The organism is Ruegeria sp. AN6 (genome assembly GCF_056540425.1).
This window is the reverse complement of the sequence record NZ_JBQFWR010000006.1, coordinates 137,595-151,972: the sequence shown is the minus strand read 5'-3', so window position 1 is coordinate 151,972 and position 14,378 is coordinate 137,595. Positions and strand designations below refer to the sequence as shown.

General features: G+C 56.3%; 15 protein-coding genes. 9 read left to right on the top strand and 6 right to left on the bottom strand.

Going from position 1 to position 14,378, the window contains the following annotated elements:
• Positions 1-6 precede the first annotated feature (6 nt).
• On the top strand, positions 7-2,898 hold the full coding sequence (locus ACR0MQ_RS11830) for a DNA translocase FtsK (protein ID WP_170771539.1): 2,892 nt from the start codon (positions 7-9) through the stop codon (positions 2,896-2,898).
• 39 nt (positions 2,899-2,937) lie between these two features.
• Positions 2,938-3,534 (top strand): LolA family protein, encoded by a 597-nt coding sequence (locus ACR0MQ_RS11825; protein WP_170545217.1) that lies wholly within the window; start codon positions 2,938-2,940, stop codon positions 3,532-3,534.
• A gap of 10 nt (positions 3,535-3,544) precedes the next feature.
• On the opposite strand, the gene ACR0MQ_RS11820 is transcribed toward ACR0MQ_RS11825, so the two are convergent.
• Together ACR0MQ_RS11820 and ACR0MQ_RS11815 are read right to left on the bottom strand one after the other, a co-directional pair.
• On the bottom strand, positions 3,545-4,126 hold the full coding sequence (locus ACR0MQ_RS11820; RefSeq protein ID WP_010440829.1) for a transglycosylase SLT domain-containing protein: 582 nt from the start codon (positions 4,124-4,126) through the stop codon (positions 3,545-3,547).
• A 61-nt stretch (positions 4,127-4,187) separates the two neighbouring features.
• A complete protein-coding gene (locus ACR0MQ_RS11815) occupies positions 4,188-5,069 on the bottom strand; it encodes an AEC family transporter (protein ID WP_480608368.1) in 882 nt (293 codons plus the stop codon).
• 80 nt (positions 5,070-5,149) lie between these two features.
• Here ACR0MQ_RS11815 and hspQ point away from each other — a divergent pair, with 80 nt between their 5' ends.
• The gene (hspQ, locus tag ACR0MQ_RS11810; RefSeq protein WP_010440833.1) at positions 5,150-5,476 is read left to right on the top strand and encodes a heat shock protein HspQ; all 327 of its coding nucleotides are present in this window, start codon (positions 5,150-5,152) and stop codon (positions 5,474-5,476) included.
• Positions 5,477-5,500: 24 nt separating this feature from the next.
• Here the strand turns inward: hspQ and ACR0MQ_RS11805 are convergent, their stop codons facing one another.
• From ACR0MQ_RS11805 to ACR0MQ_RS11795, 3 genes are all read right to left on the bottom strand, one after another.
• A complete protein-coding gene (locus tag ACR0MQ_RS11805; protein WP_480608365.1) occupies positions 5,501-7,078 on the bottom strand; it encodes a gamma-glutamyltransferase family protein in 1,578 nt (525 codons plus the stop codon).
• Positions 7,079-7,289: 211 nt separating this feature from the next.
• Complete coding sequence (locus ACR0MQ_RS11800) at positions 7,290-7,739, bottom strand: ATP-binding protein (protein ID WP_480608361.1); 450 nt, start codon at positions 7,737-7,739, stop codon at positions 7,290-7,292.
• Positions 7,740-7,761: 22 nt separating this feature from the next.
• Positions 7,762-8,100, bottom strand: a complete 339-nt coding sequence (locus ACR0MQ_RS11795; RefSeq protein ID WP_170771531.1) for an STAS domain-containing protein — start codon at positions 8,098-8,100, stop codon at positions 7,762-7,764.
• Between the two features lie 102 nt (positions 8,101-8,202).
• Here ACR0MQ_RS11795 and ACR0MQ_RS11790 point away from each other — a divergent pair, with 102 nt between their 5' ends.
• Together ACR0MQ_RS11790 and ACR0MQ_RS11785 are read left to right on the top strand one after the other, a co-directional pair.
• Complete coding sequence (locus tag ACR0MQ_RS11790) at positions 8,203-9,375, top strand: thiolase family protein (protein ID WP_480608356.1); 1,173 nt, start codon at positions 8,203-8,205, stop codon at positions 9,373-9,375.
• 75 nt (positions 9,376-9,450) lie between these two features.
• Positions 9,451-9,903: a GAF domain-containing protein gene (locus ACR0MQ_RS11785; RefSeq protein WP_170771527.1), complete on the top strand. Its 453-nt coding sequence runs from the start codon at positions 9,451-9,453 to the stop codon at positions 9,901-9,903.
• A gap of 10 nt (positions 9,904-9,913) precedes the next feature.
• Here the strand turns inward: ACR0MQ_RS11785 and ACR0MQ_RS11780 are convergent, their stop codons facing one another.
• Positions 9,914-10,198, bottom strand: a complete 285-nt coding sequence (locus tag ACR0MQ_RS11780) for a DUF1294 domain-containing protein (RefSeq protein ID WP_480608353.1) — start codon at positions 10,196-10,198, stop codon at positions 9,914-9,916.
• A gap of 117 nt (positions 10,199-10,315) precedes the next feature.
• Between ACR0MQ_RS11780 and ACR0MQ_RS11775 the strand changes: the two genes are divergently transcribed.
• Genes ACR0MQ_RS11775 through ACR0MQ_RS11760 form a run of 4 tightly spaced genes read left to right on the top strand, consistent with a single transcriptional unit; the run spans position 10,316 to position 14,356 of the window.
• On the top strand, positions 10,316-10,885 hold the full coding sequence (locus tag ACR0MQ_RS11775) for an XRE family transcriptional regulator (protein WP_170771523.1): 570 nt from the start codon (positions 10,316-10,318) through the stop codon (positions 10,883-10,885).
• A complete protein-coding gene (locus ACR0MQ_RS11770) occupies positions 10,885-11,508 on the top strand; it encodes a LysE family translocator (RefSeq protein ID WP_170545202.1) in 624 nt (207 codons plus the stop codon). The genes ACR0MQ_RS11775 and ACR0MQ_RS11770 overlap by 1 nt, the downstream gene beginning before the upstream one ends.
• Positions 11,509-11,512: 4 nt before the next feature.
• The gene (locus ACR0MQ_RS11765; RefSeq protein WP_480608349.1) at positions 11,513-11,893 is read left to right on the top strand and encodes a GFA family protein; all 381 of its coding nucleotides are present in this window, start codon (positions 11,513-11,515) and stop codon (positions 11,891-11,893) included.
• Positions 11,894-11,908: 15 nt separating this feature from the next.
• Positions 11,909-14,356 carry a GcvT family protein gene (locus ACR0MQ_RS11760; protein ID WP_480608346.1) on the top strand — a complete coding sequence of 816 codons (2,448 nt, stop codon included), beginning with the start codon at positions 11,909-11,911 and terminating at the stop codon, positions 14,354-14,356.
• Positions 14,357-14,378: the final 22 nt, after the last annotated feature.

The following is a 14,378-nucleotide window of genomic DNA, read 5'->3' as shown; positions in this document are numbered from 1 at the left end:
GGCAAAATGGCATCATTGAACGCGCGCAACCGTGACCCGCTGCTGGACAGCACCACGCAAGCCGCCATCGAACGGCGCAGTAAGGAACTGATCGGGATCGCTCTGATCTTGTTGGGGCTCGCAGCCGCCGCGATGGTATGGTCCTATACGCCTGACGATCCGAACTGGATGGTATCGACCGACGCACCTGTGCAGAATTGGATGGGGCGCATCGGGGCCTCGATCGCCGCACCGTTGTTCATGATCGTGGGGTGGGGCAGCCTAGGTGTCGCGCTGGTATTGGTCACATGGGGCGTGCGCTTTGCTGGCCATTTTGGCGAAGATCGCGCCATTGCCCGTTTGATTTTTGCTCCGATCTGGATTGCAGTTCTGGCCGTATACGCAGCGACGCTGGTGCCGGGGGCTGAGTGGCGCGCTACGCATAGCTATGGGTTGGGCGGTCTGTTTGGTGACACGGTGATGGGCGCTTTGTTGACGCTGTTGCCGATCTCTTCCCATTTTCTTGTCAAGCTGATGTCGCTCGCGATGGCGGTTGGGATGCTGGCGCTGGGCGTTTTCGTGTTGGGTTTTACCAAAGTCGATGTGCGCAATGGTTTCCGGGCCTTCTTGTTGGGGCTGGTCATGGCTTATGACTTGCTGATGAATGCGCTGGGCCGAGGGGCGACCGCGACCGCGCAGGCCGCGCGCGATCGAAAGGCGCAGTGGGCCGAGCGTAAAGCAGAACGCTCAGTAGCGGTGCAGGCGGATTTTGATGATGATCTGGCCTATGCAGATCCTGTTTTTGAAGACCCTGAGCCTGAAATTCAGGAGCCCGCAGCTAAGACAGGTCTTCTGGCGCGGATGCCATCGCTGATCCGCCGCCCCGAACCGATGCCCGAGCCCGAGTTGATCGAAAACGTCGCTGTCGAAGGCTATTACGATATGCCCGGCGAGGATCGTATTCGGTCCAAGATTTCGGCTGCGGTACGCAATCGTAAGGTCGCGGCAGGGGAGCTGACGCCTGAACCTGATCCGAGCCTGCCATTGACCAAAGGGCGGGGTAGGGGCCCGGATCCGCTGATATTGAACTCTGGCGTAGCAGATGACTTGCCACCTGAGCCTCCGATGACATCTGCCGGTTTGCCGCCCGAACCGCCGATGACTGCTGGTTCTGAGTCGTCTTATTTGGCCCAGGATAATTTTGTGGCCGAACCGGACTATGAAGACGAGGCAGTGTTTGAGGATGCTCTTGAACATGCGCCGCAACCACGACAGGCGGTTAAGATACCGGTGGCAGAACCGCGTAAGCCCGTAGTGGCTCAGCCGGTTCGCCGCACTCCCCCGCCTTCGCGCCGGGCGCAGGCCGAGGCGCAGCCGACACTTTCATTTGAGGAGCGGCATTCCGATTTCGAACTGCCACCGCTGGGCTTGTTGTCTAACCCGGCCAGCATTCAGCGTCATCACCTGAGTGATGAGGCGCTGGAGGAAAATGCGCGGATGCTGGAAAACGTGCTGGATGACTATGGCGTCAAGGGTGAGATTGTAAGCGTCCGCCCCGGCCCCGTGGTCACCATGTACGAACTTGAACCGGCTCCGGGCTTGAAAGCCAGCCGTGTGATTGGTTTGGCGGACGATATTGCGCGCTCGATGTCGGCCCTGTCGGCGCGGGTGTCGACTCTGCCGGGGCGTTCGGTGATCGGTATCGAACTACCCAATGAAAACCGTGAAATGGTGGTGCTGCGCGAAATCCTCGCCAGCCGGGATTTTGGTGATGGCAATCACGCCCTGCCACTGGCGTTAGGCAAGGATATCGGCGGTGAGTCCGTGGTGGCAAACCTCGCGAAGATGCCTCACCTGCTGATCGCGGGTACGACTGGCTCAGGTAAGTCAGTGGCGATCAACACGATGATCCTGTCTTTGCTGTATAAGCTGACGCCAGATGAATGCCGCCTGATCATGATTGACCCGAAGATGTTGGAACTGTCCGTTTATGACGGTATCCCGCATCTGCTCTCACCCGTTGTGACTGACCCGAAAAAGGCGGTCGTGGCCCTAAAATGGGTCGTGGGCGAGATGGAGGATCGCTATCGCAAGATGTCCAAGATGGGCGTGCGCAACATCGCGGGCTACAATGGCCGCGTGAAGGACGCACTGGCCAAGGGAGAGATGTTCAGCCGCACGGTCCAGACCGGATTCGACGATGAATCTGGTGAGCCGATGTTCGAGACCGAGGAATTCGCGCCTGAGGCAATGCCTTATATCGTCGTCATCGTCGATGAGATGGCCGACCTGATGATGGTCGCAGGTAAAGAGATTGAGGCCTGCATCCAGCGTCTGGCACAGATGGCGCGTGCCTCAGGTATTCACTTGATCATGGCCACGCAACGCCCCTCGGTCGATGTGATCACCGGCACGATCAAAGCGAACTTCCCGACACGGATTTCATTCCAGGTAACTTCGAAAGTCGACAGTCGCACCATTCTGGGCGAGATGGGCGCCGAACAGCTGCTGGGGCAGGGCGACATGCTGTATATGGCGGGCGGCGCCAAGATTACCCGTTGCCACGGCCCGTTTGTCTCAGATGAAGAGGTCGAGGAAATCGTCAATCACCTGAAACAGTTCGGCCCGCCGGATTACATGAGCGGCGTAGTCGATGGCCCGGCCGAGGAAAAGGCTGACAATATCGACGCCGTTCTGGGCTTGAATACCGGTGGTAACACCAACGGAGAAGACGCCCTTTATGATCAGGCGGTGGCGATTGTGATCAAGGATCGCAAATGTTCAACCTCGTACATTCAGCGGAAACTCGCCATTGGCTATAACAAAGCGGCGCGGCTTGTTGAGCAGATGGAAGACGAAGGCGTTGTTTCCGGGGCAAATCACGTAGGCAAACGTGAAATCCTCGTCCCCGAGCAATAGGATATTTAATAACAAGGGCAGAACGCTTATCTGGGGCGTATGAAACAGATTGCTTTTGCCCTTGCTCTGACACTGGCCGCACCTGCCGCATGGGCGGCGGACAAGCTGCCGCTGTCGCAGATCTCTAACTATCTGAATCAGTTGAAAACGGTTCAGACCACCTTCACGCAAGTAAATGATGATGGCTCGTTGAGCACCGGAAAGCTGTGGTTGCAGCGCCCGGGTAAGATGCGGTTTGAATATGATCCGCCAAATGACGCGGTGGTTTTAGCACGGGCCGGAACGGTGCAGATATTCGACCCCAAATCGAACCAACCGCCCGAGCAGTACCCTTTGAAACGTACTCCGCTGTCTCTGGTCTTGGCGCGCAATGTCAATCTTGCACAAGCCAACATGGTTGTGGGTCACGACTTTGACGGAACAGCTACGATTGTCACGGCTCAGGACCCCAAGAACCCTGAAAGCGGCCGGATCGAACTGATGTTTACTTCCGATCCGGTTGAGCTGCGCAAATGGGTGATACACGACAACGCAGGCAGTCGGACGACCGTTCTGCTTGGGCCTCTGACCGAGGGGGGGACCCTCGATTCAAATGTATTTTCTAACAAAGCCAGAATCGGGTCAAGCAATCGCTGACCCGACAGGTTCAATATCGGCAATTCGCCAACTGGGCCTGATACAGCTCTGCGCGGGCGTCCACATCACTCGCCACATTCAGCAGCCATGACTTGCTGTTGTAGCTGCCGCGCGCGTAACCCGTATGACCTTCGTGATAGGCCAGATACTGGTTGCGCGTGTCGCTGGGGTGGATGCCGTTCCGCTCATAGCTTTTGTTCATGTACCAGCCGATGAAATCTGACGCATCGCGAATACGATCCCGCTTGGCGCGGCGTTTTCCCGTTTCGCGCTGATACTGCTCCCAGGTGCCATCAAGCGCCTGGCCATAACCGTAGGCGCTGCTTTGACGACCCATAGGAATAACACCCAGCACATATTTGTGCGGGGTGCGTGCGTCGTGCCTATACCGGCTTTCCTGGTAAATCGTTGCCATCTGAACGTGGACCGGAACGCCCCATTTGCGCTCGGTGCTTTTGAAGGCCTTGATATAGTCGGGCTTTTCGCGCGCAATGCTGCACGCGTCATTCAGTCTGCTTGGCGGCTGCTTCGACCCGCCACCACAGGATGCCAAAAGCAGCACCCCGAAGAGTACGAAAAGAAATCTGCTCATGTGCCTCGTGCCTTTTTTTCTTTATTCTAGCGCAGATTGAGCATTTTGGAAATCACAATCGTTACAGAATAATAGCGAGAATTAGAGGTAGTGCTGCAACAGACAACATCGTCGAGACCATAACCATGCCGGCAACGGCGTCGGAATCAGCCTTGAACCTTTCCGCCAGCAGGTATGATGTCACGGCGACTGGCGTGCACATCTGCAAGACCAACACTCCAAAAGCCACAGGCCCCAACCCAAAACCGGCGGCAAAAGCCCAGCCGAGCCCGAAGCACACAGAAAGCTTGAGCAGAGAAAGCCAAATCGCCTGTTGCAGTTTTTGGGTTGTCAGTCGGGCAATCGCTACGCCAAGTGTAATCAGCATCATCGGAATTGCCATCTGGCCCAGCAATTCCAGCGTGTTGGTCAGAAACAGAGGTGTTTGCCACCCGCGCCAAAGAAATAAGGCCCCCAGCAACGTGGCCCAAACCATGGGTTCGCGCAGAACCTTGCCAAATGCTCCGCGCCCGGCGACCAGATAGATTCCGTAGGTGAATGAGAACAGAGCGGTCACTGCCAAAAAGATCACCGCATAACCCAATCCTGCCTGACCAAATGCAAATATGCAAAGCGGTAGCCCAAGATTGCCGGTATTTCCAAAGATAAGCGGTGCCAGATAAGTGCGTTGCTCCATTCCGGTCATTCGCACAAAGGCCCAAAACACTGCTGCCAGCGCGATATGGGCCGCAATTGCCGCTATAGTGAACCGGGTCAGATCCCCACCCGGAATATTGGTCTGCATCAGGGCGACAAAAATCAGACTGGGCACCGCAAGTGTGACCGCAAGACGCGTTACAAACTGTAGCCGATACTCAAATCCAAGCCTAACCCATGCGAACCCGATCCCAGCCAAAAGGAACACAGGGGCCACGATTTCGAACACTGTCAGTAGTAGGTGCACAGACTGTTTCCCCGAATTTCCACTCAATGATTGGCTTTTCCACCCGAAAAGAGGTAGTAACCTCTTTGGGGGCCGAAACAATGTTAAAGACACAAGCTAAGTACCGCCTGGGACAGGTGGTTCGACATAAAAGACACCCTTTTCGAGGGGTAATTTTTGATGTCGATCCGGAATTTTCGAATTCAGAAGAATGGTATCAAGCCATCCCCGAAGATAGCCGCCCTCTGAAAGATCAGCCGTTCTATCACCTGCTAGCTGAAAACGACCAATCCTTCTATGTGGCTTATGTTTCAGAACAAAATCTGATCGAAGACCAATCGGGTGAGCCCGTTGATCACCCCGACATCCCCAATATGTTCGGCCCGTTTCAGGACGGATCATACCCGTTACATTTTCAGTTGAACTGAATTCAGTAGCTGTATTGTAAGTGCTTAGTATCCAAGAGCGCAGCCGTCTTTACGTGGGTCACTTGCACCTATCAAGATGCCTGTGTCACAGATTCGAATGGCTTGCGCGCCCCCAAGGGGTGTTTCCAGAATTTCAATGATGTGCCCCATATCGGATAATTGTTGTTTGATTGGGTCAGAATAGCCGCGCTCCATTTTTAACACACCTCCATCCGCAAACGCGCGGGGGGTGTCTATGGCCTGCTGCATCTCCATCTTGAAATCCGTCAGGTTTGATACAAGCCGGGCATGGCCGGTCGGTTGATAGGCACCACCCATGACGCCAAAGGGCATCGTTATCCGGCCATTTTCACGCAAAAGGCCGGGAATGATGGTGTGCATAGGACGCTTCCCACCTGCCAACTCATTCGGATGTCCAGGTTCAAGATTAAACCCGGCCCCCCTGTTCTGCAGCAATATTCCGAACTTCTCGGAAGCAATGCCCGACCCGAACCCATGGTAGATCGAATAGATCAGCGAAACCGCCATGCGATCCCGATCTACAACCGTGATATAGACGGTGTCCTTGTGTACGGATTCAGTTAGAGGGGCGGCTGCGGGCATAGCGCGTTTCGGGTCTATGAGGGCAGCCAGGCTTGCAGCGGTTTCTGGGGCAAGGAAATGCGCCATCCGGCTGCTATGATCGGGGTCGGCAATGAACCGGTTGCGGGCGTCATAGGCCAGTTTGGTGGCCTCGGCCTCGATATGCACCCGCTCGGCCCCCAATGGGTCGAGTGCTGCCAAATCAAAATGTTTCAGGATGTTTAGCAAAAGGATTGCGGTGGCGCCCTGACCGTTTGGAGGATGTTCGTACAGATCGACACCTGCGTAATCTCCACGAACAGGCGACGCTTCGTCACTCTGAACCGCCGCGAAATCTTGTACTGTGTGTGTGCCTCCAAGTTCGGACAAGACCGCCAGCATGTCTTCGGCAATCTCACCTTTATAAAACGCGTCATGCCCGTGTCGTGCCACACGGCGCAGTACCTCTGCCTGGCCCGGTGTCCGAAAAATCTGACCGGTTTGCAGGGGTTTGCCATCCTTCAGATAGTGATCCCGTGCGGCACCTTGCAGGGTCGCGGCGCTGTTTTGCCAATCAAAGGCTACGCGCGGCGCAACTGGTACGCCAATTTCAGCATAGTGGATGGCCGGTCGCAGAATCGCTTCCAGCCCCAATCGCCCCTCCGATTGTGCCAATCGGCAAAAGGCCTCAACGGCGCCAGGAATAGTCACCGCATCGGCGCTGGTCAGAGGCACGGAGCTTAGTCCGCGATCTCGCAATGCCCCTGCATCAGCATCCGCCGCGGCACGACCTGAGCCGTTTAGTGCGCGCACGGTGTTCTCACCTGCGCGGTTATACAGAACAAAGCAATCGCCACCCAAGCCGGTCATCTGTGGCTCGCAAATGCCCAAAAGCACAGCACCCGCAATGGCGGCATCCATCGCATTGCCACCTTGTTCAAGAATGTCCAAAGCTGTTTTGGCAGCCAGTGGATGTGATGTGGCACACATTCCTTCGGTTGCCAGAACTTCAGACCGTCCGGGCTTGTGCAGATCGCGCATAGCGTACCTCTTCCTTAATCAGGCCGAGATTAGGGCTTGGGATAAAATTGTCCAACAATTTCAGGAAGGAGGTTCCTCGGCGCCGTTCACTGGGTGGGGGCTGTGACGCTAGGCGCCGAGGGAAGCTATCTGAGCTACCCCTTGTTTATGATCTTTGTTTGCGGCGCGACAATGGTTCGATCTGGGCGTTATTGTGGCCATTTGGTGCCGATCAGCGTGGCGTGTCAAAGTTGAAGCGAAGGTAGAGCAGATTAACTCCGTCTTTGCGCTCATACTGAATGTCGCTGCTAAGTCGGTGAATCAGGTACCAGCCAAAGCCGCCTTCAGGAAGGTTCTCCAAATCTGTGTCGACGGGTGCCGGTTGGCTGCTTGGCACACGCAAACCGGGCATTGGATCGCCGGAGTCAAAAATTTGGACTATCAGTTCTTTTGCGCACAAAGAGCAATCAATTCTAATGTCAGTCGGGGAGATCTCGGCATAGGCGTGTTCAACCACATTGTTTATGGCTTCGGTGAGCGCAATTCTAACATCGTCAGCTTTACTTTCTGGCAAGCCGTGTTTTGCCAGTCGAGCACTTAAAATAGCTATCCCTTCGGAGGCCTGACCCTGAGTCGCAGGAAAGCTCAAATTGAGACAATCTTGTTTGCAATTGGCGCCCACGGCGATTTACTCCTGCCGGTCGTCAATCCGCCTCTGCGCATATCGCTTCATCCAGCGAAGCGAACAACCTGAAAACGGTGTCCATACGCGTAAGACGAAACACTTTTTGAACAATCGGGCGCGGTTCTGCCAAGTCCAGGCGTCGCCCGTCGCCCAGTTGTTTCATTGAGGCGACAATGGCCCCCAGGCCACTGGAGTCTATGAATTCTACCGATGACAAATCCAGGACAATTCGTTTCGCACCGGTTTGTGTTTCTGCCCGCATGTCTTCTTTGAATTGAATCGCCATTGCGGCATCTATGCGGTCGCAGTGAACGGATATTACTTGTGTCTCGCCGGTCGTGTCGCTGCTGAGCCCCATGGTTAACCGCCCTTCGTATTGCAATTTGATCGTAGAAATACGCTAGACGGTAATTCTTACCATTCGGTATCCATGCTCGGGAAAGCACGAAGGAGATTCCGGATGAACGAAGTTGTGATCGCGGGGGCCGCACGCACGCCAATGGGTGGATTTCAGGGAATGTTTGACGGCGTCACTGCTGCGGATTTGGGTGGTGCTGCAATCCGTTCCGCGTTGAAAGGTGCAGGGGCTGAGACCGTTGACGAAGTGCTTATGGGCTGCGTCCTTCCAGCGGGTCAGGGCCAAGCCCCTGCGCGCCAAGCGGGATTTGCGGCAGGGTTGGGTGAAGAGGTGCCCGCCACAACGCTTAACAAAATGTGTGGCTCCGGCATGAAGGCCGCAATGATTGCGTTTGACCAGATCGCTTTGGGCCATACTCAGACAATGGTCGCTGGCGGGATGGAGAGCATGACTAATGCACCCTACCTTCTGCCCAAGATGCGCGGCGGGGCACGGATCGGGCACGGGCAGGTGGTTGATCACATGTTTCTGGACGGGCTTGAGGACGCCTATGACAAAGGCCGCCTCATGGGCACTTTCGCCGAAGACTGCGCCGAATCCTACCAGTTCACGCGCGAGGCGCAGGACGAATATGCTCTGCGATCGCTTTCGAACGCTCTGTCAGCGCAGGAAAATAATGTCTTTGATCAAGAGATTACCTCTGTCTCGATTCAAACCCGCAAGGGAGAGGTCGTGCTGGATGCAGATGAGCAACCACAGTCGGCGCGGCCCGAGAAGATACCCACGCTGAAACCAGCCTTTCGCAAGGATGGAACGGTAACGGCGGCCAATTCTTCTTCGATCTCGGATGGTGCAGCCGCCCTTGTGCTTGCTTCGGCTGAGGCGGCTGAAAAGCAGAACCTGACCGTGCGTGCGCGAATCCTTGGTCACGCCAGCCATGCTCAAACGCCGGGGTTGTTCACAACTGCTCCGGTCCCGGCCGCGCAGAAATTGTTGGATCGTATCGGTTGGAAGAAAGAGGATGTCGATCTGTGGGAAGTCAACGAAGCCTTCGCTGTAGTGCCCATGGCCTTCATGCACGAAATGGGCTTGTCCCGTGAGATCGTGAACGTGAATGGCGGCGCATGTGCGCTTGGTCATCCGATTGGCGCCTCCGGGGCCCGGATCATGGTTACGCTGCTCAACGCGTTGGAAAAACGGGACCTCAAGCGCGGTGTCGCGGCAATCTGCATCGGTGGCGGAGAAGGGACGGCCATAGCAATAGAACGCGTTTGACGCTTTGACTTTTTGCAAATACTCCGGGGAATTGGCGGCAGCGCCCGCAGTTCCCCGGATGCAAGGTCCATCAACATGACAGCCGATTACGACACACTCGCCAAAACCATTGCCGCCTTGACCGAAGGTGAAACCGACGAGGTTGCGCTGATGGCCACGGTGGCATGCGAAGTGCATCACTCTGACGACCGTTTCGACTGGACAGGGTTTTATCGCGTGACCGAGCCCGAGGTATTGAAAATCGGACCCTATCAAGGTGGGCACGGCTGCCTTGTGATCCCTTTCGAACGGGGCGTTTGTGGCGCGGCTGCCCGGACAGGGCAGACTCAATTGGTCCCGGATGTCGACGCCTTCCCGGGCCATATTGCCTGTGCATCTTCCACACGATCCGAGTTGGTGCTGCCCGTGCGGGATGCTAACGGAGACGTTATCGCAGTGTTTGATATCGACAGCGATCAACCTGATGCGTTTACCGAGGATGACGCGGTTGCGCTTGGCTCCGTTCTTGCGGATGTTTTTGCGCGCTAGGAATCTGCATCTATTGCAATAGCGCCCCGAGGTCGTGAGAGACGATCAGATAGCAAAGCCCGGCGTGACACGCGGTAATGGCATAAAGCCACGTAGAAAATCCGCGCTTGCGTGTCTTGTGTTCAAATATCCAGCGCCCAAGAAGCGCAGCCAGACTGCCGCCCAGAGCTGCCAACCACAACAAGCGCCGCTCAGGAATGCGCCGCTTTCTGCGGCGTGCACGCAACTTGTCCCAACCAAAGATCAATATGGTTAGGGCGTTAATGGCCCAAAGATAGATTACGGCAATCCACATGGACCGTGCATAGCCAACTATTTTTGCGGACCCAAGTGAAAAAATGCTTGGAAATTTCACCGATTCGAGGCACCGTGAAAAAGTAAGAAAAAATTTCACGCCAACTCGGAGCGCAAATTGAACTCTCAGGCCCCCCACAGCGCAACACTCGGTGCCGACCTGCGCGCGCTGCGTAAGGCGCGCGGGTTGACGCTGACAGAAATCGCTAATCGATTGGATCGGTCCGTAGGCTGGCTCAGCCAAGTCGAAAGAGACATGTCCGAGCCTTCAATCTCGGATCTACGACAGATTGCCGAGTGTTTAGGCGTGCCGATGTCGATGCTGTTTGCTCATTCTGCAGCCCCAGCGGATGAGCAAGGATATGTCGTGCGGGCCGGATCACGTCGTCCGATGGGCTCGGGTGAAGAAGGTCTGATTGAAGAATTGCTTTCGCCTGACCTGACCGACGATTTCGAGATGGTGCATTCAACATTCGAGCCGCATTCGCAGATGCAGACGCCAGCAAACCGGCCGACACAGGAAGTCGGCTATATGGTGTCAGGCCGTCTGGAACTGACGATTGGTACGCGCAGTTTTCAGGTTGGTCCTGGTGACAGCTTCCGGATCAAGTACGAACCCTACACATGGTCCAACCCCTTTGACGAACCCGCGGTGGCCATCTGGGTCATAGCGCCTCCGGTGTACTGATGAGTTTTGAAGCCTGGACCATATTCGCTCTGTTCTGGGTGGTGTTTGTGACCACTCCGGGGCCGAATGCGGTCAACTGCATCTCAAATGGTATGAGCCTGCCATTAACCAAAGCTATGCTGGGCGTGCTCGCCATTCTGACACAGGCAAGCGCGTTCCTGATCCTCTCGGCAGTGGGGATTACTGCGTTGATTGCCGCATCGCCAATGGGGTTCTTTATCGCCAAGTTGATCGGGGCCGGGTTTCTGATCTGGATGGGCGTTCGCGGTTGGATGAACGCTGCGAAGCCTGCTCCAGCTTCTGAGCGTCCGGCGCGGCATGTTTACTTTCACGCGTTGGCCGTCGCCACGATCAACCCCAAAAGCATCGCCGGATACCTTGCGGCGTTTTCGCAGTTTGTGCAGCCGGATGTACCCATCTGGCAGCAGATGGCTGTGATCATGCCGACGGCACTGGTCATCACGACACTCAGCTATACCGGGTTCACCTTGCTGGGGGCACTGATGGGCAAGGCCGCACTGGGGGCGGTGTTCAATATCTGGGTACGCCGCGTGATGGCGACCTGTTTCATCATCTATGGCGTTTTGCTGGGGGCCAGCTCTACGCCGACAGCGAGGGGATAAAGACATGCATACCGGTTCCTGCCTTTGCGGCGCGGTCGCTTTTGTTGTTGACGGAGACCTCACGCCACCAAATGCCTGCCATTGCGGGCAGTGCCGCAAACAGTCGGGGCATTTGTGGGCCTCGACCGTCACGCATCAGGACAATCTCAACTTTACCGCCAGCGAAACGCTGGGCTGGTATCGCGCCTCTGACATTGCCAAGCGCGGTTTCTGCCGCGCTTGTGGCTCGTTCCTCTTCTGGCAGCACAATGACGAGGACACGATCGCAATTTCCGTGGGCTCATTGGATGAGTCGACCGGGTTGAAACTCGCCCAGCACATCTTTGTCGCGGACAAGGGCGATTACTATGACATCAAAGACGACCTGCCCCAGCGGGCACACTAATAGGGAACCAAACACATGAGTGATTTTCCAACCAAGGCCCGTGTGGTCATCATCGGCGGTGGCGTTGTCGGCTGCTCATCGCTTTATCATCTGGCCAAGAAGGGCTGGACGGATTGTGTTCTGTTGGAAAAGAACGAGCTGACGGCAGGCTCGACATGGCACGCAGCGGGTAACGTGCCGACCTTTTCGACCTCGTGGGCGATCATGAACATGCAGCGCTACTCGACCGAGCTGTATTCGCGCCTCGCGGACGAGGTCGACTATCCGATGAACTATCACGTTTCTGGGTCGATCCGACTGGCGCACAGCAAGGAACGTATGCAGGAATTCGAGCGCGCCATGTCCATGGGCCGCTATCAGGGTATCCCGATGGAGATGTGGACGCCGGAGGAGGCCAAGGAACGCTATCCCTTCCTTGAGACTCATGATCTTGAAGGCGTGCTCTATGACCCGACCGATGGCGACATCGATCCGGCGCAGCTGACCCAGGCTCTGGCCAAAGGCGCGCGCGATATGGGGCAGAAGATCATCCGCTTCTGCCCGGCAACAGGTGTGACCCAGCATGATGACGGCACTTGGACCGTGCATACCGATAAGGGTGACATCGCCTGTGACTATGTGGTGAACGCCGCTGGTTACTATGCCCAGCGCGTAGGGGAATGGTTCAAACCTTTTGGCGGCCGCACCGTGCCCGCGATGGTGATGAGCCACCAGTACCTGTTGACCGACGAAATCCCCGAGATTGAAGCGTGGTCAAAAGAAAGCGGCGGCAAGCTGCCGCTGCTGCGCGATGTGGATATCTCATACTATCTGCGGCAGGAGAAGAACGGCTTCAACCTTGGTCCCTACGAACCCAACTGTAAGGGCCACTGGATGACCGAGGATGACCCGATGCCCGAGGATTTCAGCTTCCAACTGTGGAACGACGATCTGGACCGCATCGAAGATATCGTCACAGATGCGATGGAGCGGGTGCCGCTGATGGCAACCTCGGGCGTTGGTCGTGTCATCAATGGCCCGATCCCCTACGCGCCGGACGGCTTGCCTCTGATTGGCCCGATGCCGGGTGTGTCAAACGCGTTCGAGGCTCATACATTCACCTTTGGCATCGCCCAAGGTGGCGGCGCTGGCAAGGTGCTGGCCGAATGGATCGTCGATGGTCACACCGAATGGGACATGTGGGCCGTCGATCCACGTCGTTACACCGACTACACCGATCAGGATTACTGCAACCAGAAAGGCATGGAAGTCTATGGCAACGAATACGCCATGCACTTCCCTCATCACGAATGGCCCGCTGCGCGCGACAAGAAGGTTTCACCCGTGCACGCCAAGGTCAAGGAACTGGGCGGCGTCATGGGGGCCTATAACGGCTGGGAACGCGCCAACTGGTTCGCGCAACCCGGCGACGACACCTCTCTGGAGGCTACACATACTTGGGGACGTTCAGGCCCATGGGAACAGCGGGTCAAAGAAGAATGCGAAGCCGTGCGCGATCACTGCGGCGTGCTGGATCTGCCCGGGTTCTCACGGTTCTGGATACAAGGGGATGGTGCGGATGACTGGCTGCGAGGCTTCTGCACCGGAGGTATACCCAAAGCCGGGCGCATGAACCTGATCTATGTCTCGGATGAAAGAGGGCGCATTCTGACCGAATTGTCCTGTATCCGTCTGGCTGAGAACAACTTCGTCTTGATCACCGCCGCGACGGCGCAGTGGCATGATGGGGATTTGATCCGGAATTCGGTGCCCGAAGGTGTGACTGTTCGCGAAACCACTACCGAGCGCGATACGCTGATCGTGACGGGGCCGATGTCGCGGAATGTGTTGTCCGGCATCACGGATGCGGATCTGCAGCAAGGTTGGCTGACCCATCAGTTTGCCAAAGTTGCCGGGCAGGAGGCCTTTCTGATCCGAGTATCTTTCGCGGGCGAGTTGGGCTGGGAAATCCACGCTGAAAACGATGCGATGCCAGCCATCTACGAAGCCGTGCTGGCTGCCGGGGCCAAACCCTTTGGCATGTATGCGCTGAACTCTTTGCGGATCGAGAAAGGTTATCGCGCTTGGAAGGGCGATCTGAGCACGGATTACTCTTTGCTTGAAGGTGGTTTGGGTCGTTTTGTCAAACTCGACAAGCCGCAGGATTTTGTTGGCAAAGCGGCCATTCAGAACGAAAAGCAGCAAGGCGTTAAGAAATCCTTTGTCACTCTGATCGTGGACGCTGGCGAGGTCGATGCGCCTTACATGTCTTGCATCTGGAGCGGCGATGAGATCGTGGGTGAAACGACCTCAGGTGCGTGGGGGTATCGCATCGGTGCTTCCGTCGCGCTTGGCATGGTGCGTGCAGATCAGGCCGTGCCAGGAACTGAGCTGGAGGTTGAAATCTACGGTCAAAAATGCCGTGCTGTTGTGCAGGAAGACCAACCGCTTTGGGATCCTTCGAATGAACGGTTGAGGGCCTGACGACATATATAGAAAGGAACAC